Origin of the sequence: Kribbella sp. NPDC051718, from assembly GCF_040681515.1 — a bacterium.
Taxonomy (GTDB): domain Bacteria; phylum Actinomycetota; class Actinomycetes; order Propionibacteriales; family Kribbellaceae; genus Kribbella.
In genome coordinates this window covers 879692-902733 of the sequence record NZ_JBFAYZ010000001.1, presented here as the reverse complement: position 1 = coordinate 902733, position 23042 = coordinate 879692, and the positions used below count along the sequence as shown (strand labels likewise).

At 67.5% G+C, this 23042-nt stretch carries 22 protein-coding genes; 10 read left to right on the top strand and 12 right to left on the bottom strand.

The annotated features are described in order from the left end of the window. Positions 1–2: 2 nt before the first annotated feature. The gene (locus AB0M15_RS04425) at positions 3–932 is read left to right on the top strand and encodes a proline dehydrogenase family protein (RefSeq protein ID WP_363813788.1); all 930 of its coding nucleotides are present in this window, start codon (positions 3–5) and stop codon (positions 930–932) included. 4 nt (positions 933–936) lie between these two features. On the opposite strand, the gene asnB is transcribed toward AB0M15_RS04425, so the two are convergent. Then, positions 937–2760: an asparagine synthase (glutamine-hydrolyzing) gene (asnB, locus tag AB0M15_RS04420; protein WP_363813786.1), complete on the bottom strand. Its 1824-nt coding sequence runs from the start codon at positions 2758–2760 to the stop codon at positions 937–939. Between the two features lie 12 nt (positions 2761–2772). Beyond that, positions 2773–3921, bottom strand: a complete 1149-nt coding sequence (locus AB0M15_RS04415) for a hypothetical protein (protein ID WP_363813784.1) — start codon at positions 3919–3921, stop codon at positions 2773–2775. A gap of 333 nt (positions 3922–4254) precedes the next feature. On the opposite strand from AB0M15_RS04415, the gene AB0M15_RS04410 reads away from it, so the two are divergent. After that, a complete protein-coding gene (locus AB0M15_RS04410) occupies positions 4255–5511 on the top strand; it encodes a hypothetical protein (RefSeq protein ID WP_363813782.1) in 1257 nt (418 codons plus the stop codon). Between the two features lie 25 nt (positions 5512–5536). Here the strand turns inward: AB0M15_RS04410 and AB0M15_RS04405 are convergent, their stop codons facing one another. Genes AB0M15_RS04405 through AB0M15_RS04395 form a run of 3 tightly spaced genes read right to left on the bottom strand, consistent with a single transcriptional unit; the run spans position 5537 to position 8313 of the window. Next, positions 5537–6622, bottom strand: a complete 1086-nt coding sequence (locus AB0M15_RS04405) for a GntG family PLP-dependent aldolase (RefSeq protein ID WP_363813780.1) — start codon at positions 6620–6622, stop codon at positions 5537–5539. Continuing rightward, entirely contained in the window at positions 6623–7486 is an 864-nt protein-coding gene (locus AB0M15_RS04400; protein WP_363813778.1) for a phytanoyl-CoA dioxygenase family protein, read from the bottom strand. Between the two features lie 50 nt (positions 7487–7536). Beyond that, a complete protein-coding gene (locus AB0M15_RS04395; RefSeq protein ID WP_363813776.1) occupies positions 7537–8313 on the bottom strand; it encodes an isoprenyl transferase in 777 nt (258 codons plus the stop codon). Positions 8314–8704: 391 nt separating this feature from the next. Between AB0M15_RS04395 and AB0M15_RS04390 the strand changes: the two genes are divergently transcribed. Further along, on the top strand, positions 8705–9706 hold the full coding sequence (locus AB0M15_RS04390; RefSeq protein WP_363814565.1) for a methyltransferase: 1002 nt from the start codon (positions 8705–8707) through the stop codon (positions 9704–9706). Here AB0M15_RS04390 and AB0M15_RS04385 read toward each other — a convergent pair. From AB0M15_RS04385 to AB0M15_RS04360, 6 genes are all read right to left on the bottom strand, one after another. After that, the gene (locus tag AB0M15_RS04385) at positions 9703–10479 is read right to left on the bottom strand and encodes an enoyl-CoA hydratase-related protein (protein WP_363813774.1); all 777 of its coding nucleotides are present in this window, start codon (positions 10477–10479) and stop codon (positions 9703–9705) included. The genes AB0M15_RS04390 and AB0M15_RS04385 overlap by 4 nt on opposite strands. Beyond that, positions 10476–11696 carry a cytochrome P450 gene (locus tag AB0M15_RS04380; RefSeq protein WP_363813772.1) on the bottom strand — a complete coding sequence of 407 codons (1221 nt, stop codon included), beginning with the start codon at positions 11694–11696 and terminating at the stop codon, positions 10476–10478. Before AB0M15_RS04380 ends, AB0M15_RS04385 begins: the two co-directional genes overlap by 4 nt. After that, on the bottom strand, positions 11693–12823 hold the full coding sequence (locus AB0M15_RS04375; RefSeq protein WP_363813770.1) for a branched-chain amino acid aminotransferase: 1131 nt from the start codon (positions 12821–12823) through the stop codon (positions 11693–11695). Before AB0M15_RS04375 ends, AB0M15_RS04380 begins: the two co-directional genes overlap by 4 nt. Then, positions 12820–13581 carry an alpha/beta fold hydrolase gene (locus AB0M15_RS04370; protein ID WP_363813768.1) on the bottom strand — a complete coding sequence of 254 codons (762 nt, stop codon included), beginning with the start codon at positions 13579–13581 and terminating at the stop codon, positions 12820–12822. Before AB0M15_RS04370 ends, AB0M15_RS04375 begins: the two co-directional genes overlap by 4 nt. A 63-nt stretch (positions 13582–13644) precedes the next feature. Beyond that, the gene (locus AB0M15_RS04365) at positions 13645–14814 is read right to left on the bottom strand and encodes a cytochrome P450 (protein WP_363813766.1); all 1170 of its coding nucleotides are present in this window, start codon (positions 14812–14814) and stop codon (positions 13645–13647) included. A gap of 91 nt (positions 14815–14905) precedes the next feature. Next, a complete protein-coding gene (locus AB0M15_RS04360; protein WP_363813764.1) occupies positions 14906–15169 on the bottom strand; it encodes an acyl carrier protein in 264 nt (87 codons plus the stop codon). A gap of 176 nt (positions 15170–15345) precedes the next feature. Here AB0M15_RS04360 and AB0M15_RS04355 point away from each other — a divergent pair, with 176 nt between their 5' ends. From AB0M15_RS04355 to AB0M15_RS04325, 7 genes are read left to right on the top strand one after another with little or no spacing between them, the layout of a single operon-like run. Then, a complete protein-coding gene (locus AB0M15_RS04355; protein WP_363813762.1) occupies positions 15346–15723 on the top strand; it encodes an acyl carrier protein in 378 nt (125 codons plus the stop codon). Then, positions 15720–16676, top strand: a complete 957-nt coding sequence (locus AB0M15_RS04350; RefSeq protein WP_363813760.1) for an LnmK family bifunctional acyltransferase/decarboxylase — start codon at positions 15720–15722, stop codon at positions 16674–16676. Before AB0M15_RS04355 ends, AB0M15_RS04350 begins: the two co-directional genes overlap by 4 nt. After that, complete coding sequence (locus AB0M15_RS04345; protein WP_363813758.1) at positions 16670–16924, top strand: phosphopantetheine-binding protein; 255 nt, start codon at positions 16670–16672, stop codon at positions 16922–16924. Before AB0M15_RS04350 ends, AB0M15_RS04345 begins: the two co-directional genes overlap by 7 nt. Further along, positions 16921–18159, top strand: coding sequence for a hydroxymethylglutaryl-CoA synthase (locus AB0M15_RS04340; protein WP_363813756.1), 1239 nt, complete (start codon positions 16921–16923; stop codon positions 18157–18159). Before AB0M15_RS04345 ends, AB0M15_RS04340 begins: the two co-directional genes overlap by 4 nt. Then, positions 18150–18902 carry an enoyl-CoA hydratase-related protein gene (locus AB0M15_RS04335; RefSeq protein ID WP_363813754.1) on the top strand — a complete coding sequence of 251 codons (753 nt, stop codon included), beginning with the start codon at positions 18150–18152 and terminating at the stop codon, positions 18900–18902. Before AB0M15_RS04340 ends, AB0M15_RS04335 begins: the two co-directional genes overlap by 10 nt. Next, entirely contained in the window at positions 18899–19669 is a 771-nt protein-coding gene (locus AB0M15_RS04330) for a polyketide synthase (RefSeq protein WP_363813752.1), read from the top strand. The genes AB0M15_RS04335 and AB0M15_RS04330 overlap by 4 nt, the downstream gene beginning before the upstream one ends. After that, the gene (locus AB0M15_RS04325) at positions 19666–21417 is read left to right on the top strand and encodes a beta-ketoacyl synthase N-terminal-like domain-containing protein (RefSeq protein ID WP_363813750.1); all 1752 of its coding nucleotides are present in this window, start codon (positions 19666–19668) and stop codon (positions 21415–21417) included. The genes AB0M15_RS04330 and AB0M15_RS04325 overlap by 4 nt, the downstream gene beginning before the upstream one ends. Here the strand turns inward: AB0M15_RS04325 and AB0M15_RS04320 are convergent. Continuing rightward, positions 21407–22798, bottom strand: coding sequence for a DUF6002 family protein (locus tag AB0M15_RS04320; RefSeq protein ID WP_363813748.1), 1392 nt, complete (start codon positions 22796–22798; stop codon positions 21407–21409). The genes AB0M15_RS04325 and AB0M15_RS04320 overlap by 11 nt on opposite strands. Between the last annotated feature and the right edge of the window lie 244 nt (positions 22799–23042).

The following is a 23042-nucleotide window of genomic DNA, read 5'->3' as shown; positions in this document are numbered from 1 at the left end:
AAGTGCTTCGGCGAGTCCTGCTGGGCGTGTCCCGCAGCCCCCAGATCAAGAAGGCCGTCTCGGCGATGCCGGTCTCCAGCGGCATCGTGGCCCGGTTCGTGGCCGGCGAGACCGCTCCGGAGGCCGTCCTGGCCACCGAGAAGCTGGTCAGCAACGGCCTGAACGTCACCCTCGACCACCTCGGCGAGGACGTCACCGACATCGCCGCCGCCACCGCGACGGCCGACGCCTACCTCGAGCTGCTCAAGCAGCTGTCCGCCGCCGGGCTGACCGCCAACGCCGAGGTCTCGGTCAAGCTGTCCGCCGTTGGCCAGGCGCTGCCGGGCGACGGCGAGAAGATCGCTCTGGAGAACGCCCGGTCGATCTGCCACGCGGCCCGCAACGCCGGTACGACGGTGACGCTGGACATGGAGGACCACACCACCACGGACTCCACGCTGAGCATCCTGCGTGAGCTGCGGCAGGACTTCCCCGAGACCGGCGCGGTGCTGCAGGCGTACTTGCGGCGTACCGAGGCCGACTGCGTCGACCTGGCCCACGCCGGCTCGCGCGTCCGGCTCTGCAAGGGTGCCTACAAGGAGCCCGAGTCGGTCGCCTTCCAGGACAAGCGCGCCGTCGACAAGGCGTACGTCCGGGCGATGAAGGTGCTGATGAACGGCGCCGGCTACCCGATGATCGCCTCCCACGACCCCCGCCTGATCGCCATCGCCGGCTCCCTGGCCGACCGCGCCGGCCGCGAGCGCGGCTCGTACGAGTACCAGATGCTCTTCGGCATCCGCCCCGAAGAACAACTCCGCCTCGCCCGCGACGGCCAAACCGTCCGGGTCTACATCCCCTACGGCGAAGACTGGTACGGCTACCTCGTCCGCCGCCTGGCCGAACGCCCCGCCAACCTCCAGTTCTTCGCCCGCTCCCTGATCAGCAAGAAGTAGCCGGCTAAGAGAACGAAATGCCGTACCGTCGCATCCAGCGGTCCACCTCGACGATCGGCGTCACGAGTTGCGCCGTGCTCGCGTAGGCGAGACTGGCGCCTTCCTGATCGAGGAGCTGGGCGACACGTCGGGTGTCGAAGAGGAAACCCAGCGGAGAGTCCGGATCCCGGAGAATGTTCCGGACACTCCGAAGAGTGGCGCGCGTGTATTCCGGCGAGAAGGTCGCAGGATAGCCGCTCTTGGCCCGAGAGAGGGTTTCTGCGGGCAGTAGATCCGCCACCGCCGAGCGGAGGACGTCCTTCTCCCTGCCGTGCGCGACCTTCGTCTGCCACGGGATGTTCCAGCCGAACTCGACGAGTCGATGGTCGAGAAAAGGGACGCGTGCCTCCAGCCCGACCGCCATGCTCATCCTGTCCTTGCGGTCGAGCAGGTACTGCAGGGGGCCCTGCAGGCTCAGGAACAAGACCCGCCGCATCCGGCGGTCCAGAGCGCTCTCGCCCGGTGGAGCAGGCGGCATCGAGGCCAGCAGGGCGTCGTATCGCTCCGCCTCTTGTTCCTTCGGTCGAACCTTGGTCCGGATGCCGGGCACGAGCAGATCCGTCAGCCGGGGACCTTCACCGAGCCAGGGGAACGTCGGCCGACCGACCACCGAATCGTTGAAGAACCACGGATAGCCGCCGAATATCTCGTCGGCGCCTTCGCCGGACAGGACCACGGTGGCCTCCTTCCGGATCGCGCGGAAGAACTCGAGCATCGAGACGTCGAACTGTCCGAGGCTGGGTAGGTCGCGAGCTGTCAGCGCCTCGTCGTAGACCTCGTCGAACGCGTTCGGGTCGACCACGATCCGGCGATGGTCCACCTGCAGGTGGGCGGCCGCGAGCACGGCGTACTGGTTGTCCAGCTCCGGCCGGAGGGGCGATGGCGTGAAGTCCGTCTCGTCGCCGACGAACTCGATCGAGAAGGCGGCCAGGGACCGGGGCTTGTCCGATCGCGCCGCCAAGGCGGTGAGGGCACTCGAATCCAGGCCGCCCGACAACAACGTGCCCACCGGTACCTCGGCATGCAGCTGCTCCGCCACCGTCGTCTCGAGGAGCTGCCGGCAGTGGGCGGCGGTCTGGTCGAAGGACAGCTCGTGGCGGTACGACCGCAGTTTCCAGAATGCCTGTTCGTGATGACCGTCGTCGGTCACTGTGACGATGTGCCCCGGCCGGACCTGTTCGAGATTCGCCAGCGGCGTCTCGCCGGCCATCAGGAGCCTGGGGTTGAGCAGCGTCGGCAGGTCCTGCAACTCGAGCCGGGGCTTGAAGACAGGATTCGCCAGCAGGGCCTTCGGTTCTGATCCGAAGATCAGGCCGCCCGGGTAGGCGTGGTAGTACAACGGTTTGATGCCCAGCCGGTCCCGGGCCAGCACGAGCATCATCCGCCGGACATCCCAGATCGCCAGTGCGAACATGCCGTTGCAGCGCTCGAAGGCCTTCAGGCCCCACTGGTCGTAGGCCTTCAGAACGACTTCGGTGTCCGACCTGGTGTCGAAGCGATGTCCGAGCGCGGCGAGCTCCGCTCCGAGCTCGCGGTAGTTGTAGATCTCGCCGCTGAAGCTGATCGAGTAGCGGACGTCGCCGGCGCTGTCTGTCGTCAGCATGGGCTGGGCTCCGCCGGGCAGATCGATGACTGCCAGGCGTCGATGCCCCAGGCAAGCGTTGCGTGACATCCAGAGCCCGGATGAGTCCGGTCCACGGTGGACGAGGCAGTCGGTCATGGCCGCGAGGGTGTTGCCCGCGGTCGAGAGGTCCTGGCGGAAGTCGACCCAGCCGGCGATGCCGCACATCTTTGCTCCCTGTCAGTTCGTCGACGTGCCGAACAGCTCGTCGAGGTCGACTCGCAGTTCCGGGCGCAGTCCCGCCGCGTTGACGGAGATCGAGGCCGGTGGAGCGAGGTCGGTGTCATGGAAGGAGATCGGTTGAAGCGTGCCGTCCGGCGACAGCGTGACGATCGGGTTCGCCGCCAGGAACGACCGGACGGCGGGCCGGTCGCGGAGGATCGAGAGGGTGACGTACTTGCGGGAGAAATGATTCCTGGCCGGCGTGACGATCGGCCGGAGCTTGCGTTTGAACTGAAAGGTTCCCTTGCTGGCGAAGGGTTCGCTGGTGGACAGGTCGACGAAGTCGTAGCCGTTGCTCGCGGCCCACTCGAGAATGCGAACGTTCAGATCGATGGTGGCGTCGTCCAGATAGCGCGAGATCTCGCCGCCGCTGACGCCGAAGAGGCGGGTCCGCAGGGTTCTGGTCCTCGGCTCGAGCCGGCAGGCCATTCCGGCGACCGGAACCTTCTGCTCGGTGAGGAGGAACAGCGCGCCGCGTTTGAAGATCTGCCCGTACGCGGTGCCGGGGTCGACGCCGCGGGCGGCCGGCCCGTGGCGCGATTCCATCGTCGGGAGGTAGTAGTTGTAGTAGAAGTCGTGGAACTTCTCGGCAGAGTTCGTGATCACCAGGTCGCGGTCATGGCGAACCCGTTGCCGGGCGAGCGATTGACGCACCTTGCGAGGCAGGCCAGGCAGTATCCCCTGCTGCCGCGGCGTGGTCGGCACCACGAACTGCAAACGGCTGGGCAGCAGAAAGCGCGGAGCCGCCGCTTCGCCTGTCCGGACGGGCTTTGGCGGCCCCCCGACGTGCAGCTCCAGCATGATGTCGGTATCGACGAGGCTGTCGGCGTCGGCCTCCGAAGGGCCCGGCGGTACAGCGAGCTGCGACCGCCGCAGTTCCAGGAAGGGCATGAAGTAGGTCGCGTACTTGCCTGGGCCGGCGTAGGTGAAGGTGAGGTCCGCCGGGAAACGACTCGAGTGAAGGCGCACGTCGCGCCTCGTCCAGGGCTCGGCGCGGTCGACCGCGGCGCGGGCCGAAATCACCGCCGGCGATTCGGAGTTGTCCCAGCAATAGCGGCCGGCCCGCGCGAGCGCGCCGACGATCGACGCAGAGAGCGTGTGGTTCAAACCCTGTCCTCGCTGTCCGGCCGCCGGGCCGCAGCGGACTCCCTGCCCGGCGTCATCCTAGCCGAGAAGGAGGGCCGGTCGATGAGTGCCGAGCGGCCTTCGATGTCCTGCTCCGGCAGCGGAAACGGTAGCCGGCGGCGAATCGCCGACAGCCCGATCATGAGCCCAGGCAGCAGTTAGGGTTGTGGCCAGCCGTCCGATGACGGCAGTTGCCGATGGGCGGAGTGCGGAGGCTCGATGGTCTGGTCAGCTGGAGATGTGACGAAGTTGCTGGCCGATTCTCCGCCGCCTGACCAGTCGGTGCGGCAGGACACGGGCCGGATCCTTGATCGGATGCGAGAGCATTTCGTCGATCTGCATTTCCGCTGGTCGCCGTACGTTCCGGCCGGCCCGGTGGCGATTCCGGCCGGTCTGGCGGAGGACCTCAGCTCCGCCGCCCTGCGCCTGCTGGCGTTACTCGATCGAGCCGCCCTCGAACTGGCGCCCACTCCCGCCGCGCGTCATCTCGCGCTCGGGCTGGATGAAGACCTGCTGCCGCTCTACCAGAGCCAGGCCTTCGAAGAGAAGTACGCGGCCGCTGTCGCCCGGCCCGATGTGATCCTGACCGAGGACGGTTGGCGTTTCATCGAGTTCAATGTCGGCGGGGCGGTGGGCGATCCGATCTATGTGGATCTGTTCAACTCGTTCTGGCGCCAGGTGCTCGCGCCGTCCTGGACGAGCTCGATGGTGCTGGACTCGTCACTGGACCTGCGGGCCGACATGCTTCGGCAGGTGGCCGAGGAGCTCCGGCTCGAACCGTCGGTGGCGCTGATCGGCTGCGCACAGGACATCAACCTGACGAACATGCGGTACTACGACCTCGAGGTCGATCACCTGCGGAAGCAGGGTTTCGAGGCGTCCTACTACGAGGCCGACGACTACGTGGCAGAGCTCGACCGGACCGGCCGAGGCGCTCCGCTCGGAATCCAGCGCTTCATGATCCAGGACTGGGTCGACCAGGAGCGCAGTATCGACGCGATGATCCGGACCCGGGCGACGCCGATCGCCCTGATCGCACCGCAGAGTTCCGAGCACTCCGGCAACAAGCGCCTGCTGGCGGCCCTTTCGGAGGGAACGCCGTGGATGTCGGCTGCGGATCGATCATTCGTCGATCAGTATGTGCCGTGGACGCGAGAGATCGTGGACCACGCGGTCAGCTACGAAGGAGCGAGTCGGTCGCTGCTCACGCTGCTACTGGAGCAGCAGGAGAGATTCGTGATCAAGCGGTCGAACTCGGGTAGTGGGCACGGCGTTCACCTCGGCTGGACGACGCCGGAGCCGTTGTGGCGGGAGCTGATCCAGAAGGCCCTGGCCGCCGGCACCTGGGTGGTGCAGGAACGGGCGGAGTCGGTGCCGATCCGGACCGCCGTCATCGATACGGAGACATCGGCCTGGTCGGAGACCGAAGCCCCCGCGATCTTCGGGCCGATGATCTTCGGCGGCAAGGTCGGTGGATGCTTCGTGCGCTATGACACCGCGGCCACCGACAAGATGCTGACCCTCGCGCTCGGCAGCGTCTTGATGAGCAGCGCTTGCTGGCCGCGCCGGTAAGGGCGGCTGTGGGCGACGTCGGGGCTCAGCTCGTGGCGGCGCAGCGAGTCCGGACGGACGCGCTGTCCCGGCCGGAGACGTCCTTGATGACGCGGTGGAGAATGTCGGCGGCGGCGACCACCTGTGCTCGGTCGATGCCCATCCGGGTCACCATCCGGAGATGACGAGAGGTCAGCGGCAGCACGAGCAACCCGGCCGCGCGACACAGGTTCGCGATCGCGGTCGCTGATTGACCGGCTGCGCTGACGTCGACGACGACGATGTTGGTCTCCACCACCTCGGGGTCGAGGTGGATCAAGGGGTTCTCCGCCAGTCGCCGGGCCAGCTCGCCGGCGGTCGCGTGATCCTCGGCCAGGCGGTCGATGTTGTGCTGCAGCGCGTAGCGAGCCGCCTCCGCCAGACTTCCGCACTGGTGCATCGCGCCGCCGTAGGACTTGCGGTAATAGCGAGCCTCGGCCATCAGGTCCGTCGGCCCGGCGAGCACACTCCCGAACGGTGCGCCGAGCCCCTTGGCGAAACAAACCGACAAGGTGTCGATCTGCTCCGCATAACGGGCAGGCTTCGTCCCGGTCGCCACCACGGCGTTGAAAAGCCGCGCGCCGTCCATGTGCAGCCGAAGCTGCCGGCTCTCGGTGCCACGTCGCAGATCGGCCAGCCGATCGAGTGGAAAGACCTGACCGGCCCGGTAGTTGATGGTGTTCTCGATCGAGACCAGCCTGGCCTGCGAATACCGTGGATCCCGGCACCTGGCCTCCAGCGCCTGATCCACCAGGTGCGGATCGAGAATGCCGTCCGGCGAGGCGACGGTGTTGAGCGAGACACCGGCCAGGTCCGCGCTCGGCGCGCTCTCGTAGACGTTCAAGTGGTACGACTCGTCGACGATGACCTCGTCACCAGGTCTGGTGTGAACGCGCAGAGCGATTTGATTGCTCATGGTGCCGGTCGGCACGAAGACCGCGGCCTCCAGGCCGAACAGTTCGGCGCAGTGGTCCTCGAGCATGGCGGTGGAGCGGTCCTCGCCGAAGTTGTCGTCGCCGGCGGACGCCTGGGACATCGCCCAGAGCATCGCCTCGGTCGGCCGGGTCAGCGTGTCGCTCCGCAGGTCGATCATTCAGTGCTGACCGGAACGCAGGGGCACCGCATCGTCGTCGTGGTCCTGCTCGACGGGCGGGAGCAGCTCGGCGATGGAGGGCCGGTTGCCGTGATAGGGCGGTTCGAGGACTGCGCGCTGCAGCGGCGTCAACTCGTCCTGGAAGCGCGCATAGTTCGGCGGCTGGGGGTCAGGACGAAGACAGATCGCTCCTGGCGAGTAACGGACGAACAGCGTGCGTCTGGGCTCCTTGCCGGTCCAGGGCAGGGTGCCATGGATCAGGGCCTCCGAGAAGATGACCGCGGACCCTGCGGTCACGGCGATCGGTCGCGCGTAGTCACCTGGCGTCTCCAGCCGCTCGATCGACGGCGGGCAAGGGAAAGAAGCCTTGTGGCTGCCGGGAATACAGACGAATCCTCCCTCGTCGGCACGGACGTCGGTCAGGGCATACGCGACGTTCACCAGGTTGGTGCGGATCCGCCCGTCGACGACCTCGTACCGGATCGGGCTGTCGGGGTTGCCCGCACCACCGTGCAACGTCAGGCCCTCTGCCCCGGGCGGCATGACGGTCCCGCGCAGCGAGTCCAGCCGCAGACCATCGCCGACCACCGGCAGGATCCGGCGTAACGCGGCCGGCAGCGTGATCAGCTCCCGGAACGGCTCGCAGAACGGTTTCGGCCAGCTGAGCGCGTCGAGGAAGTCGCTGCGGGGAAGGTCGCCGGCGAATGCCGCCGCGCCGTCGGCCAGGTTGCGATGCTGCACGGTGACCCGGTCCGGACAGCTGTCGATGGCGGTGTTCAGAGCGTCCAGGAGGCGCGGGCTGAGGATGTTCTCGGCGACCAGGTAACCGTTGACATCGAAGAAGTACTGTTCGCTCGCGTCCATGGTGGCCTTTCGTCCCGCGGTCAGATGGTTGGAGCGTGGAGGTCGGCGGATCAGCGCCCGAAGCGTCGATCCCGTTGCGTGTAGGACCGCAAGGCACGGAGAAAGTCGATCTTGCGGAAGTCCGGCCAGTAGCAGTCGCAGAAGTACATCTCCGCGTAGGTCGACTGCCAGAGCAGGAAACCTGACAGCCGTTGCTCACCGCTGGTCCGGATGATCAGGTCGACGTTCGGCTGGTCGGCGGTGTAGATGTGCCGGGAGATGAGATCGGCGTCGAAGGACTCGATCACCGCGTCCGGTGTCATCCCGCTCGAGATCAGGTCGCCGATCGCCGATCGGACCGCGTCCGCGATCTCACGCTGGCCGCCGTAGCCGACGGCGATGTTGACGCTCACGCCTCCGGTCCGGCCGACGGTGGCCGCGGCGTGCTCCTTGAGACGTGCCGCCATGTCGGCGGGCAGGACGTCGAGAGCGCCGATCAGCGTCAGCTCCCAATGATTGCTGGGGTCCGCGAGTCCGGCGACCACGCCCTCGACGACGGTGTTGAGGCTGGCGACCTGCGCCGGTGGGCGACGAAGGTTGTCGTCGGAGAGCATGAAGACCGTCACCCGCTCGATCTTCATGTCGTCACACCATCGAAGGAAAGTGTCCACCTTCGCGCCGCCGGCCCGATGTCCCTCGTTCGGGTTGCTGTAGCCCGCCGACTTGGCCCACCGCCGGTTGCCGTCGATCAGGATCCCGACATGTCCGGGGAGGCGGTCGGCCGTGATCTGCTGCGACAACCTCCGCTCGTACAGGCGATCCGCAACGTCTCGCAGTGCTTTGCGCATGGGCCCTACTCCTGGTCCGCGGTCTCGTGAAGCCGGACAACGCCATAACGATGATAGGGGATCGGCAAGTCCTGGGCCGGGACACACGTGGCGCTGTCCAGCCGCCGAGTTCGCGATCGCCGTCTTCTCGGTGCCGGCGCCGATTCGCTTGGCAGGCAGGCCATCCGGGTGAGATCGGAGATGATGGCAACAATGCCGAAGACGCGGATTCTCCCATGAATCGGGCGGAGTCAGGATTGCAACTTCCTGCAATTCTGGCGGCACGCGGAACGGCCCCACGGACAGTGGGGCGCTGATATCGTCGCGGATGGCGATGACCAGTCCGCGCCTGCCGCTACGGCGCGAGTGTTCCGACTCCCGAGAGGTCGCGACAGTGGATCAGTCCTTGATTGTGCAACGCTCGTTGGACGAAGAGATCAAGGCGAGCGGACCGGCTCCTGACATCGCCGGCGCTGCCGCCCTGCTCGAGGTCGGCGAGAGCCTGGGATTGGCAGGCCTCATCCAGGCCGGCGCCGAACAGGACGTCGATGCCCTGGCGGCAGCAACGGACCTGCCAGTGGCCGGGGTGGAGAACTACCTGGCTGCGCTGGCCAACGCCGGGCTGATGATCCGTTCCGGTGAATCCGGATACCGTGCGATCGACGACTTCGAGGTGATCCGGCACCAGTCCGGCTACATCTCCTGGACGATGAACGCCAACCGGCCGTTCATCGACCACGCGCGGGAGTTCGTGACCAACCCCGAGCAGGCCAGACGGACCTTCGGCCGCAACGGCCGCCATGTCGCCGTGAGCTCTCAGTGGATGGGGTCGCTCGCCTTCTACCCAGCTGCCAGGGAGGTCATCTTCGGCGCGGCTCCGGCTCGCTTCGCCGACCTCGGTTCGGGCACCTGCAGGCTGGTGATCGAAGTACTACAGGCCTTTCCGACGGCCACCGGGGTCGGGCTGGACATCGATGCGGAGGCTTGCGACGCGGCTCGATCGGCCGCCGACGAGGCCGAGGTCGCTGATCGGATCGCGATCCATCAACGGCCGATCCAGTCGATCGCCACCGATCCCGGTCCGGTGGAGGGCGCGGACGTGATCCACGGTGGTTTCGTCTTCCACGACATGCTTCCCGAAGAGGAAGCCGTCGCGGACCAGGTGCTCGCGAACTGCCGGGAATCGTTGCGGCCTGGCGGCCTGATGGCGATCACCGATGCCGTGCCCTATCTGCAGAACTCCCGCGAGCGACGGTTCAGCGCCATCGTGACGTACTACCACCAGCAGTTCATGGGGCGGCGGCTGCTGTCCGAGGACGAGTGGCGAGAGAAGCTCACCGGGGCCGGTTTCAGAGGGGTCGAGGCGATCGAGCTGGGCTTCCCGACCGGACGGCTTTTCGTGGCCAAACGCTAAGCACCGCTGGTGCCGCGGGCTCGTAGTTCCCGGACCATGCCGTCGGTTCCGAAGCCGCGGAGGAACTCGTGGTGCTCGATCCGGATGTGCTCGCTCAAAGGCATGGTCGTCGCCGTCGCCAGCAGCTTCTTCGCCGAGCGGAGCGCGTGCGGCGCCCCGGAGCCGACGCTCGCTGCGATCCGCAGGCTCGTCTGCAGAAGATCGTCGGCGCGCACCACATCGGTGACCAGCCCCAGGGCCAGGGCGGCCGGCGTCCGGACGATGGGTTGCTCGAGCAACAACTTCGCCGCGACCGCCCGGCCGGTCAGCTGCGCCAGCAGCCAGACCAGGCCGGCGTCCGTCGACGACCCCAGGCTGCCGTACGCCGGATTGAACACTGCCCGGTCGGAAGCGACTCTGATGTCACAGCTGAGTGCCAGCGCCATTCCCGAACCGGCAGCCTGCCCGTCGAGCGCGCAGATCAGCGGAATCGGAGCGGACACATTGCCGACGATCAAGGCGGCGAGGGCCTCCAATCGCGGCCGCCAGTAGATCTCCGGGCCGCCCTCGTGGTCCAGGCTCGCCGCCAACTCCCCGAGGTCGGCTCCCACGCAGAACGCCCGGCCTGCGCCGGCGAGCACGACGGCCCGAACGGCGGGATCAGCCGCCGCGGCATCGATCTCGGACCGCAGCCGCTGCACCAGCTCATCGGTCAGCGCGTTGCCGTCGTCCGGGTCGTTCATCGTGAGCAGCCGGACGCCGCCCGGGTGGTCGGCGACCAGCACCTTGTTCATCGATCCGCCCGCCGGGAGAGCCGGACAGGCAGCTGCTCGTAGCCGCCGATCAGGTTCGAGGCCATTCGGACGACCGGCCCGGCGAGCTCGGCCCGTGCCACCCGGCGGGAGAGTTCTTCGAACATGATGGTCAGCTCGGCGGTCGCCAACGAGCCGCCGATGCAGAAGTGCGGACCGTAGGCGAAGGTGAGATGACGGTTCGGTGATCTGCTCAGATCGAACCTGTCCGGGTCGGTGAAGACGGTCTCGTCCCGGTTGGCCGATCCCAGCCAGATCGCGACCCGGTCGTCGGGCGCGAGCGTGACGGGACCGAGGGTGACCTGTTCGGCGACCGTCCGCATGACGTGCATGGCGGGCGTCGTGTACCTGAGGATCTCCTGGATGGCCGACGGCAGGACCGCCGGGTCGCGCTGCAGCAGATCCCACTGGCCCGGATGCTCGATGAACGCGAGCAGGCCGCCGATCGTTGCGTGCCGGGTGGTTTCGTTGCCTCCCGAGATCAGGCCGTTGCAGTTCAGGACGACCTCCTCGTCGGTGACCGGTGTTCCGTCGATGACCCCGTGCACCAGGGCCGAGACGATGTCCTCGCGAGGTTCCCGTCGACGCTGCTGCATGAGCTCCCGGTAGTAGACGAAGAGATCGACGTGGGCAGCACGGGCCCGCTCGTCGGCGGGTCCGTCGTTGAGGCTGCCGACGCCGAAGGCGGTTTTCGTGCGGTCGAGCATGAAACCCCAGTCGTCGCGCGGGACGCCGAGCATGTCGCAGATGATCGAGACCGGTAGCCGGGCGGCCGTGTCGGCGAAGTCGCAGTTCTGCTGCTCCAGTGCTTCTTCGATGACCTCGACGGCGACCTCCCGCATCGTCTGCCGCAACCGGGTCACCATCCGGGGTGTGAAGGCACTACTGATGATGCGGCGGATCATGCCGTGCCGCGGAGGGTCGGTGATGACGAGCATCTTGCCCGACGCCGCGTTGGTCGCCACCGGATCCGCCCCCAGCCGCATTCCCTTGCTCGAGCTGAAGCTGCGATGGTCCGAGAGCACCCGGACCGCGGTCTCGTAGCCGAGTACCGCCCAGAATGCGCCGCCCGTCGGCGACTCGATGCGGACCACGGGACCTGACTTCCTCAGCTGGGCCCAGGTGATGTGCTGGCGGCCGGCGCGGAAGAGGAGTGGGTCGTAGAGGTCGGCGAGTACCTCGCCGGGCATCTCGGTCATCGGTGCGCTCCCTTGTCGGGGTCCACGGTGTGGAGCCAGTCAGAGCGCTGCGCACACAGGCCGTACCAGGCTTTGCGCAACTCGGCGCGGAGCTGCAGCGTGACCGGGCCGGCGGTGCCTGATCCGATCGTCCACGAGCCCGTCGAACTCTGGACCACGCCGATGGGCGTCACTGTCGCGGCGGTACCACAGGCGAACGCTTCGGTGATCCGCCCGGACCGGGCGTCGTCACGCCATCGGTCGATCGTCATCGGTTCCTCGTTGACCTGGTGGCCGAGGTCGCGGGCCAGGGCGATGAGGGAGTCTCGGGTCACTCCGGGCAGGATGCTGTCCGACAGCGGCGGCGTCGACAGCACGGCGCCCCGCTCTGATCGATGAACGAAGAAGATGTTCATCCCGCCGAGTTCTTCCACGTACCGGCGCTCGACGGCATCCAGCCACACGACTTGCTGTGCGCCCGCCCTGGCCGCGGCGCTTTGCGCCAGGTAGGTCGGCGCGTAGTTGCCCGCGTACTTGGCCGCTCCGGTACCGCCCGGTGCCGCCCGGACGAAGTCGTACTCGGCTTTGACCGTGATGGGGTCGGGGGTGTCGGAGAAGAAGCCGCCGGTCGCGAACGCGATCACCAGGAAGAGATAGCTCGGTGACGATCTGAGGGCCAGGCTCGGTTCGGTCGCGATCAAGACCGGGCGCAGGTACAGCGCCGCCGACGGATCGTCCGGAAGCCAGTGTCCGTCGCGCTGAACCAGCCCGGCGACTGCCTCCACGAACATGTCGACCGGTGGCGGCGGCATCGCCAGCCGCTCGGCGGATCGGCGCATCCGCCGGGCATAGGCGTCGGCCCTGAAGAGCGCGAGCCTGCCGTCCGGAAGCCGATGTGCCTTGAGGCCTTCGAAAACGACCTGACCGTAGTGCAGTCCGACCATCCCCGGGTCGACGAGCAGTGGGCGCCTGGCCGAGAAGGACAGCTCACCCCATCCCCGGTCCTCGGTGCATGAGGCGTCGGCCATGCTGCTCGTGAACGCGTGACCGAACTCGACCTTCGACCCGTCCGCGGTGACCAGCGGAGTCGGCTCAGCCAGCGGCAGCGCCATGACTTCGTCATCGCCCCGGCTGCTGATCAGACTCATGACGCACTCTCCCGCGCGGTACGGAACACTGTTTCGACGATCTCCTCGACATGCTGAAAGAGGAAGAAATGGTCACCGTCCAGCAGCCGGATGACGGTCCTGCCGGTACTGAGATCGCCCCATCGTTCGACCTCGTCCGCTGTCGCCAACGGGTCGTCGGTACCGCCGAAGGCGATCAGCGGCAGGTCGAGCGGTGGCCGGCTGACGTGCCGGTAGGTCTCGCAGGCGCCGAAGTCCGCTCTCATCACCGGTAGCAGGACGTCCATCCAGCTCTTGTCCGCCAGCAGCTCCGCAGGCGTGCCGTTGAGCGTCGTGATGTGCGTCCGGAGTTCCTGATCCGGCAGTCGGCTGACATCGGGCCTCCGCCGGGGGAGGTGCGCGGCCGCAGCACCGGTCACCGCCAGCAGAGCGGGCGGGTTGGCGACCTGTCGCAGCTGATGGCACAGCTCGTAGGCGATCAGAGCTCCCATACTGTGTCCCAGGAAGACGTACGGGACGTCGCCCGCGAAGTCGATCGTCGGTTGCACGAGCTGGTGGCTGATCTCGGTGATCGAGGTGATGCACGGCTCGGTGTGCCGGCGCTCGCGACCGGGAAGCTGGACGGGTACGACCTCGATCTCGGGCCCGGCCGCTTTCTGCCAGCCGCGGAACACCGACGCCCCGGCGCCCCCGTGCGGGAAGCAGAACAGCCGTAGCCGCGGCTGGTCCGTAGTCTCCGTAGGGCTTTGAAACCAAGGGCTGTCGCTCGTGATGCTCATCTTCGACCTACCTTTTCCGGGTCCTGCGGAGACCACATCTGGGCGACGACGCACGGTGAGACATCAGCGCACCTTCACCGGCAGGTGCCTGATCCCGGCGAGGACACTCGACTCGATGTACTCGACCGGCCCGTCCACCCACAGCTCCACGACCTGTGCCCGCAGCTCGCGCAGCAGCAGCCCGAGTTCGAGCCGGGCCAACGGAGCACCGAGGCAGAAGTGCGGCCCATGGCCGAGGGCGAGATGCTTGTTCGCCGCCCGGGAGACGTCGAAGGCATACGGGTCGGTGAAGACAGTTCCATCGCGATTGGCCGAGCGGTTCCAGAGCGTGACGACGTCGCCGGCCAGGATCCGTACGCCGTGCAGCTCGATCTCGCTGGTGGCGGTTCGGGCGACATGAGTGGCCGGCGTGGTCCAGCGGAAGATCTCCTCGACCGCGGCGTCGATCGTTTCTTCGTCTTCCCGGATCCGTTGCCACTGGCCGGGGAACTGCGTGAACGCGAGCGCCGCGCCCGACGAGGAGAAGCGGGTGGTCTCGTCTCCACCGACGATGATGTTGTAGCAGTTGAGCAAGATCTCCGCGTCGGTGAGCGAATCAGCGCCTGATCGGCCGGCGGCCATCAGGGACACCAGGTCCGTCCCAGGCTGTTCCCGGCGCGCTGTCAGCAGGTCCGAGAAGTACTCCAGCAGTTCGCGTTTGGCGGCCGCCGCTGCCTGTGGAGGTGATGCGTCGGTCGCCTCCGTACCCATGGCCGCCATGGTGAGTTCGAGCATCCGGGGACGAGCCGGCTCAGGTACGGCGAACAGCTCGCACATCGCGATCGCCGGAACCTTGGCGGCGACCTCGGTCGCGAAGTCGCCGCCGCCCTTGGCGACCAGATCAGCGACAGCCTGCCGGGTGGCCCCGGCGAGGATCTCCGACAGCTGGGCCATGGCCTGCCGGGTGAAGGCACGCTGAAGGATCCGCCGAACCTCGGTGTGTCTGGGCGGATCCGTCACCACGAGCATCCGGCCGCCGGCGGAGTCGCCGCCGGCCAGAACGGTCTGCACGACATTGCCTCGGCGTGAGCTCAGTCGGACCGTGTCGCGATGGAGGGCGGCGATGTCGGCGTACCGCGAGATCACCCAGAAACCCTTGCCCTGCTCCAGTTCGCACCAGGCGACCGGGTGCTGGTCGCGGAGCTCGGCCCAGGCCTCCGCCGGATGGGAGACGGGATGCCGGGCAGGATCCACGCGCGCGAAGGGAAAGGCATGGCGACCCGTTGGCATGACCTGGGCCTCTCAGCTGGTGAGTACGTCGGGTGGAGATCGTGGCCGGGCCGAGCTACGGGGCAGGTTGGGCCGACTGCGCGACGAGGATGAGATCCACGGTGTCGGCGACGGTCGAGGACTCGAGCAGGTCGGCCGCGCGGACGAAGATCCCCAGGTCTCGCCGGAGCGCCTGGGTCAGGTCGACGACCATCAGGGAGTCGACGCCGATCTCCTCGAGATCCGACCCGGGCTCGATCGTCGATTCGATGCCTTGCCGGGCTATCCAGTCGGACAGGTATTGCTGGATGGATTCACTGGAGCGGGCGGCCTCTGGCATCAACTATTCCCCTGACCATTCCGGCTATTAGTCGGTTTCCGGAATAGACGATCTCATAGCGTCCGGCCGCATGCAACCGGCCTCAGCGAGTCGGCGGACGTGCTGCTGTGGACGATCGGTCGGCTTCCCCGCAGCGTCTGATTCTCTTGTAGGGTTGGCGTGTTTGATCGGAGCGGGTGCCCGAACCGGCACGGGTCTGGCCGCCGCAGTGGAACCCATCCGTCTCCGATGTATTTTCCAGCATTGACGCGGACATCGCCGGCTTGGCGAAAGGTTGGAGTGGCATGGCTGTCGAAGTGACCACTGAATCGATTCGGCACGATCTGCGGGAAGAATTGGCCCGAATCCTCTACTGCGATGTCGACGAAATATCGGACGATGATTCATTTGTCGAGCTCGGGCTGGACTCCGTCCTGGGGCTTGAATTCCTGGTCGTGCTGAACTCCCGGTTGTCCCTGACGGAGAACATCGACGTCGTCTACGACCATCCGACTCTCGCCCGGTTGACCGACCACGTCTGGGGAGTGCTCTCGGCGAGAGCGATCGATGCATGAGCTGGCCGGGCGCCCCGGCGACGGCCTGGCGGGTCGATGAGAGCAGCATCGGCCGGCGCCTGGTGGTCACGCCCGGAATGTGCGGTGCCGGTGCGCTGTTCTTCGGTCAGGTCGGTGACTGGACCTGGGAAGCGGTGGGCGCCGCCTGCCGGACGAATGTCTACAACGCGAAGAATGCGGACGGATCGCCCTCTTACCTGTCGTTCTACTACTTTCACACCGCGTCCACCGGCCGGCTTCATCCGTACGGCCTGACCTTCGGCGACGAACTCGAGGTCACCTCCGGTGTTTTCGATTTCGGCAGTCAGTCGGTGCTGACGCTGCACCGCATCGCGGCGGCCGGCGCGGCCGGCGGCGACGAGCCGCTGACTCCCGAGGAGTTCTACGAGAAGCCGCTCGACGACTGCATCTACGTCGAGAATCTCAACCGCTGGATCGCCCGCGGCCACCCTGACACCAATCAGGGTCTGGTGCAGGCGACGCCACAGGACCTGCGACGTGACCATCTGCCACGTCTGCCCAGCAGGTACTCACCGAGGGCGGTCATCGGCCGGGCGCGAGACCAGGCGGCCTTTCACCCGGCCGGTGTGCCGGGCTTCATCGACGGCGGCGAGTTCTCGACCACCTATGCGGTCGACGTGGTCCGCGATCTGAACGGAGTCGGGCTGGTGTACTTCGCGTCGTACTTCCTCGTGGTGGACACGGCGCTGCTGGGCGTCTGGAGAGAGTTGGGGCGTGCGGACCAGAGGTTCGCCGGCCGCCGGGTGCTGGATCACCGGCTCTGCTATTTCGGCAATGCCGACGTCGGGTCGGTCTTCGCCATCGCGACCCGGTTGTGGCGCAGCGCCACCAGGGCCGGGCACGAGATCGCCGACGTGGTGATCCGTGATCGGGATACCGGACGGCTCCTCGCGGTCGCTGCCGTCGAGACCCTGGACCGATCCGCATGCTGACGTCGAACGAGGCGGTCGTGCGGCAGGTCCTGCTGGAAGTCGTCCAGGAGATCCTCCCGCACGTCGCCGTCGACGAGATCGCGGATCATCGGAGTCTCGGCGATCTGGGCGCGGACTCGATCGAACGGGTGGAGATCCTGGTGACGGTGACGGAACGGCTGGCGGTCGGATGCCCGCTCTCCAGCCTGGCCGGCCTGCCAGACCTCGGAGCATTGATCGGCTTCCTGGGCGAGGAGGGTCGTCGGTGAGCGTCGGTATCGAGGCGATCGGCGCCTACTGCGGCGTGGCCAGGATTTCTTCCCGGCTGTTGTTCGACGCCCGGGGCCTGGACAGCAGCCGGTTCGACAACCTGATGGCCGATCACCGCTCGGTCCAGATGCCGTGGGAGGACCCGGTCACGAACGCGGTCAACGCGGCGCGCCCGCTGCTCGACAGTATCGGCGACGCCGCGAAGAGCCGGATCGAGCTCCTGGTCACCTCGACCGAATCAGGTCTCGACTACAGCAAGTCTGTGGCCTCCTACGTCCATTCGGCTCTCGGCCTGTCCAGGCAATGCCGCATCCTCGAGGTCAAGCAGGCTTGCTACGGGGCGACCGGTGCGCTGCAGCTCGCCGCCGGCCACCTCGCGGCGACCGGAGATCCGGCGGCCCGCGCGCTGGTCATCGCGACCGACGTCAATCCGATGGACGAACGCGCGCGGTATGCCGAGCCGACCACCGGCCACGGAGCGGTCGCGTTGCTGGTCGGTAGCGAACCGGCGGGTCTGGTGCTGGAACGGGGCGCCTACGGACTGTGCGGGTTCGAGGTGATGGACACCGCGCGACCGTTGCCGGACTTCGATCTCTACAACACGGATCTGTCCCTGCTGACGTACCTCGAGTGTCTCCTCGAGAGCTACGCCGCCTACACCGAGAAGTTGCCCGGGACCGACTTCGGCGACTCGTTCGACTACGTGGTCATGCACACGCCGTTCGTGGGAATGGTGAGAGCCGCCCATCGCAAGATGATGAGAGAGTCCGGTGTCAGATCGGCCGCGACGATCGAGAGCGACTTCGCCCGCCGGGTCGCTCCGTCGCTGGGCTACGCGCGAGCGGTCGGCAATCTGTGCTCGGGTTCGGTGTTCCTGTCCTTGGCCAGTCTCATCGACTCCCAGCCCCCCGCCGTTCTGGCCGGAGCCCGGGTCGGCCTGTTCTCGTACGGGTCGGGCTGCTCCTCGGAGTTCTACAGCGGTGTGCTCGCTGGTGACGGCGGTCCGCGGTCCGGGACCAGCGATCTGGCCGAGCAACTGAATCGCCGGCGCGAACTGTCCTTCCCGGAGTACGAAAGTCTCATCGAGCTCACCCGCGACTGCATCTCCGCGCGGCGCCAGTACCGGCCGGATCTCTCGGCGTGCGGCGAAGTGCTCGGGGCCTACCGCGCGGACGGACCGATTCTCGTCCTCAAGGAGATCGACGAGTACCACCGGAAGTACGAATGGTGGTGACGCCCGGAGTGCTGGTCGACGACAGCCGCCCGCCCGTACTGCGGCTCACGCTGAATCGTCCGTCGTCGCACAACCAGCTCGACTCCGCCTTGATCGCCGACCTGCTGACCGCCGTCGCGTTCGCGGAGCGGCGCACGGATATCCGGATCCTCGCTGTACAGGCCACCGGAGACGATTTCTGCTCGGGCGTCGCTCTGGACGGTTCGATGGCCGTGCTGCGCGAGCGTCTGACCGCCGTGCGAGACCTGTTGTCCCGGCTGGCGACCTCGCCCTTGGTGACGGTGGCGGTGGTGACCGGCGCGGCCACCGGCGGCGGCGTCGGGCTTGCCGCCGTCTGCGACCACGTCATCGTCGGAGACGATGCCTCGTTCCGGCTGACCGAGGTTCTGGTGGGTCTGGTACCGGCCATCATCTTTCCCGCTCTTGTTCGCCGGGTCGGTCTTCAGCGTGCTTACACGATGGCGCTGCTGACGGAGGAGATCTCCGCCGACCGCGCCGTGCAGATCGGCCTCGCCGACACTCGATCTGCCGATCCCGTCAGTGGTCTGCGGCACCTGGTCCAGCGGATCGGCGCCGCCGATCAGGGGGCCGTCTCGGCGCTGAAGAGGCTCCGTGCCGAGCTTTCCGCGGCCGCTGAGCCGGCGCTGGTCGACGGCCTGCCATGGGTACTGGCCGAGCGGTTGGCCGATCCCGGGCTGCCGGAGCGACTCGACCGACTGCGGGCGAACGGTCTTACCTCGTGACTTCTCCTGCGCCCGGGCGCGGTGCTGGCGGCCCCGTCCGGCTGGTGCTGAACCCACCGGTCGCCTATCTCCAGATGAGCGATGACACCGGGAAGAATCTCTTCTCCACCGGGCTGTTCGAAGGGTTGCTGGACTCCTTCCGGCAGATCGCACACAGTCCTGACATCCGTGCGGTCGTGCTCCGGGGGGCCGACGGATACTTCTGCTCAGGCGCCTCCCTGGAACGAATGCGTGGTCCGGTGGAGGGCCGGGTCGACCAGGTCTGGCAGGTCTTGCAGTCGGTCTTCGACTGCCCGGTGCCGGTGATCGCCGCGGTTGACGGGCACGCGTACGGCGGCGGCCTCCTCCTCGCTCTGTGCTGCGACATGGCGATCTTCAGCCGGAGCGCCCGCTACGCCGCCAACTTCCTGATGTACGGCTTCACCCCGGTCGGTGGGGCGTCCTATCTCGTCCCGGCCGCGATGGGGTTCCGACTGGGCAGCGAGATGTTGTTCACCGGCCGCACCTATCGTGGCGACGAACTCGAGCAGCGGGGTGCCGGACCGTTGATCACCGACCATGAGCGCGTCTTCGATGAGGCGTGCCGAACAGCGTTGCGAACCGCCGCGGCACCGCGGCGGAGTCTGGAACTCCTCAAGGCGGAGCTGGTCGGCCCGATTCGGGAAGCGACGAAGGCAGCGGTGTGGCGAGAACGTCCGGCCCACCAGGAGACGATCCACCGCGAGTTGCTCGAACGGGCCGTCCGGCGTACGGAGCCGGAAGCGTGAGCCCGGGGAGGAGAACGGTCACCGAACCGATCGCCATCATCGGCATGTCCTGCCGGCTGCCGGGCGCGGACACGCTGCCGGAGCTGTGGCAGCTCCTGGTCGGACGGGAGCAGCGGTTCAGGACCGTTCCCAGTGGCCGCTGGCAAGGTCTGGAGCAGGCGCCGGGCGACTCGGTACGGGCCGCGTTGCTGGACGACATCGACGGATTCGACGCCAGGTTCTTCGGCATCGCGCCGCGGATGGCGGTCTGGATGGACCCACAGCAACGGATGCTGCTGGAGCTCGCCCAGCAGGCGATGGAGAACGCGGGCCTGCCGCCGGAGCGGTTGAGCGGGGAACCGGTCGCGGTGCTGGTCGGGGCCTTTCTCTCCGAGTACCGGGATCGGATGATCGCCGCCGGTACGACGGATACGGCGGCCTTCCCGGGCACCTTGATGACCTTCCTGGCGAACCGGATCTCGTACCAGTTCGGCTGGACCGGTCCGAGTATGGTCATCGACTCCGCGTGCTCGTCGAGCCTTTCCGCCGTGAGCGTCGCGGTGCAGGGATTGCTGGCCGGCGATTTCCCCCTTGCGGTCGTTGCCGCGGCCAACCTCACCGGCGCAGGGTTCTATCCGCGCACGGCACTGCTGGCCGGCGCCCTTTCACCGACGGGGCGCTCGGTTCCGTTCAGCGCGGGGCGTGACGGGTACGTCCGCGGAGAAGGTGGCGCCTGCGTCGTGCTGAAGCCCCTCGAGGAGGCGCTGGCCGACGGCGACCCGGTCCACGCGGTCATCAAGGCCGTCTGCACGGCACACAACGGACGCGGCGGTGGGCTGACCGCGACCGATAGCGCCTCGATGGTGAAACTGATGGAGAGCTCGGCGGCGAGAGCCGGTCTGTCGGTCCGGGACCTGGGCTTCTTGGAAGCGCACGGTACTGGTACCCGAAGCGGCGACCTGGCAGAGATCCAGGCCGTCGCCGAGGTCATGGACGAGGCCCGGTCCGCCGGCCGGGAAGGCGCTGGGCCGAAGGGCAAGATCTGGATCGGCTCGATCAAGTCGAACATCGGCCACCTCGAAGGCGCGGCCGGGCTGGCCGGGCTGGTGAAGGCCGCGCTCGCGGTCCAGCACGGTGTCATTCCGGGGGTCGCCGGCTTGTCGTCCCCAGATCCCGGGCTGCCGCTGACGGATTCCGTCGGGGTCACGGGCGCCAACGTGTCCTGGCCGGACGGCGCCGGCCTTCGACGGGCGGCGGTGAACTCGTTCGGGCTGGGCGGTGCGCTGTCGCATGCGATCGTCGAACAGCCGGCCGGCGCCGGGCTGGTCGCGGCGGAGCCTGGTTCGCACCGGCGCCTGATCGTGCCGGTCTGCGCGCGATCCGGCGCCTCGCTGAAGGTTCTGGTTCGGCGTCTCGTGCAAGAGCTCGATCTTCGTCCTGCGATCGCGATCGCCGACGTCAGCTGGACGCTGCAGTTCCGGCGCGCCGGCGGCCCGGTCCGCCGGGTGTTCGTGGCGGCCACGACGGACGAGTTGCGCGAGCTCCTGAACGAGTCCCTGGCGGGAGACGAGGTGGTGAGCGCGGCCCTGCCCGCCGATCTCGGCGCCATGGAACAGGATCTGGCGACGAGGTGGCTCGACGGCCAGACGGTGGACTGGGCCGGGCTGTGGAACCCGCTGCGACCCGGCAGGCCGGTCCACCTGCCGGGAACGCCGTTCGACCGTAAGCCGTACTGGTTCGACGACCTGTTCTCGGCCGCTAGAGGCTGAAGGCTGCCGCGAGGTCGTCGACGGTCGAGAACCGTGTCGTCAGCTCCGCCGGCAACTCGGTGAAATCGGCGGTGGAATACCAGCCGGAGCCGTGCACCACCACGTCGTGCCCCTCCTCGACCAGGCCCCGGTCGATCGCTTCGAGGGTTCCGGTGAAAGCCATCACCGTCGACCATTCCCGCACGGTCCGGAGGTCGGCCGGCAGCGGCCGGTCGGTGCTCTGGAGCCAGCTCCTGATCACCGGATAGCGCTGGATGCATTCGGTCAGCGAGACCACGATCCCGTCGCCGCCGAAACGGTGGATGATCTCGTTCATGCGTGCCGACGTGACCGGGCGGTGCGTGTAGAAGGTCGGATCCAGGATCTCGTCCGGATCGTCGGTGGTGAAGGGAAAACGACGGTCCGCGGACTGGACCCGCAGGCCGCTGACCGGGTCGTGCTGGAACGCCGGGATGTGGCTTCGGTCGAACGAACCGTGCCTCAGGCTGAGCACCATGTCCGGTGCTCCCAGGTGCTGTACCAGCAGGCTGGCCGGACGGCTCGCAGAGGTGACCTCGCCGGACTCCTCGAGCAACGACCGGCCCAGGTGGTAGCCGAGCAGGCCGAAAGCGCTGGAGACCGCATGAGCATGGGTGCGTGGTCTGCTGACGTCGGCCGGCGCGACGTCCTGCTCGAAGAACGCCCGGGCCACGTCCGCCAGCAGGTAGTTCTGTAGTTCGAGCGAGAACCAGAGGTTCGTACCGTCGCGGTCGTGGAGTTTCTTCGCGAAGCGCTCGACGAACTCCCGGCCGGCGTGCTTCACCCCCTCCGGATCGGAGCCGGTGTAGACGAACATCGGGTTGAGGCTGCGCAGATGGGGATCTTCGGCCAGTCGACTCCGCCGCAGCTTGGCGGCGCCACTGTCAGGCGCCAAGGTCACCACCCGGAGCTGCTCGGGTGTTGCGAGCTTCAGATCCAGCGCGCGAAGTACCGCGTCGCGCAGCGCGGTGCCCTTGTTGGCCGAGGTCGGCGAGAAGATGACGACCGTACTGCCCGTGCGTCTGATGTGCTCGATCGCCCGGGCGACGATCAGGAGTGACGGGAAGGTCTTGGTCGTGTTGGTGCCGGGGTTCGCGGCCAGGTCGAGCAGGGTCAGCCGGTGTCCGCGGTATTCGCCGACATCGAGCCAGGACGCCTTGGCCGGCGCGAAGAACTGCGCGATCTCGCCACAGAGCTCCGGCACGGCGAAGGCGGGTGCGAAGTTGCCCGGATCCTGACGGGCGTCAGGGGTGTCCACGGACTGAGCAATCGCGTCCTGGATCCGGTCGTAGTAGTCGACGAGAAGGTTCCTTCGCGTTGCTGTCGAGGCTTCGACGAGGACTGGAGCATGGCGACGTTGCACGGCTTTCCTCCACAGGCATGCGCTGGGGCGGTCCGGACGGAAGGTAGGTGCGCCGGCAGATGCACCGCTTGCCCTTTGCAGTAAGCGATGTTCGGGCGCAGACCGGATACTAGTCGAAGAGATCGGCATCGGTGTCGCCGTCGATGGCGACTGCTTGTGCGGCACCGGCGCCGACTGGCCGAACCCGATCGGAAGCGGCCCGCCTGCGTTACGATGATGGCCGTATCGGTCGGGCTGTCACAAC

What these genes read in the sequence shown, in the direction of transcription:
- AB0M15_RS04345 (WP_363813758.1), top strand. Translation starts at nt 16,670, where the DNA reads ATGCTGACGTCGAACGAGGCGGTCGTGCGGCAGGTCCTGCTGGAAGTC.
- AB0M15_RS04335 (WP_363813754.1), top strand. Translation starts at nt 18,150, where the DNA reads ATGGTGGTGACGCCCGGAGTGCTGGTCGACGACAGCCGCCCGCCCGTA.
- AB0M15_RS04410 (WP_363813782.1), top strand. Translation starts at nt 4,255, where the DNA reads ATGCGAGAGCATTTCGTCGATCTGCATTTCCGCTGGTCGCCGTACGTT.
- AB0M15_RS04360 (WP_363813764.1), bottom strand. Translation starts at nt 15,169, where the DNA reads ATGCCAGAGGCCGCCCGCTCCAGTGAATCCATCCAGCAATACCTGTCC.
- AB0M15_RS04350 (WP_363813760.1), top strand. Translation starts at nt 15,720, where the DNA reads ATGAGCTGGCCGGGCGCCCCGGCGACGGCCTGGCGGGTCGATGAGAGC.
- AB0M15_RS04395 (WP_363813776.1), bottom strand. Translation starts at nt 8,313, where the DNA reads ATGCGCAAAGCACTGCGAGACGTTGCGGATCGCCTGTACGAGCGGAGG.
- AB0M15_RS04370 (WP_363813768.1), bottom strand. Translation starts at nt 13,581, where the DNA reads ATGAGCATCACGAGCGACAGCCCTTGGTTTCAAAGCCCTACGGAGACT.
- asnB (WP_363813786.1), bottom strand. Translation starts at nt 2,760, where the DNA reads ATGTGCGGCATCGCCGGCTGGGTCGACTTCCGCCAGGACCTCTCGACC.
- AB0M15_RS04380 (WP_363813772.1), bottom strand. Translation starts at nt 11,696, where the DNA reads ATGACCGAGATGCCCGGCGAGGTACTCGCCGACCTCTACGACCCACTC.
- AB0M15_RS04375 (WP_363813770.1), bottom strand. Translation starts at nt 12,823, where the DNA reads ATGAGTCTGATCAGCAGCCGGGGCGATGACGAAGTCATGGCGCTGCCG.
- AB0M15_RS04405 (WP_363813780.1), bottom strand. Translation starts at nt 6,622, where the DNA reads ATGATCGACCTGCGGAGCGACACGCTGACCCGGCCGACCGAGGCGATG.
- AB0M15_RS04385 (WP_363813774.1), bottom strand. Translation starts at nt 10,479, where the DNA reads ATGAACAAGGTGCTGGTCGCCGACCACCCGGGCGGCGTCCGGCTGCTC.
- AB0M15_RS04400 (WP_363813778.1), bottom strand. Translation starts at nt 7,486, where the DNA reads ATGGACGCGAGCGAACAGTACTTCTTCGATGTCAACGGTTACCTGGTC.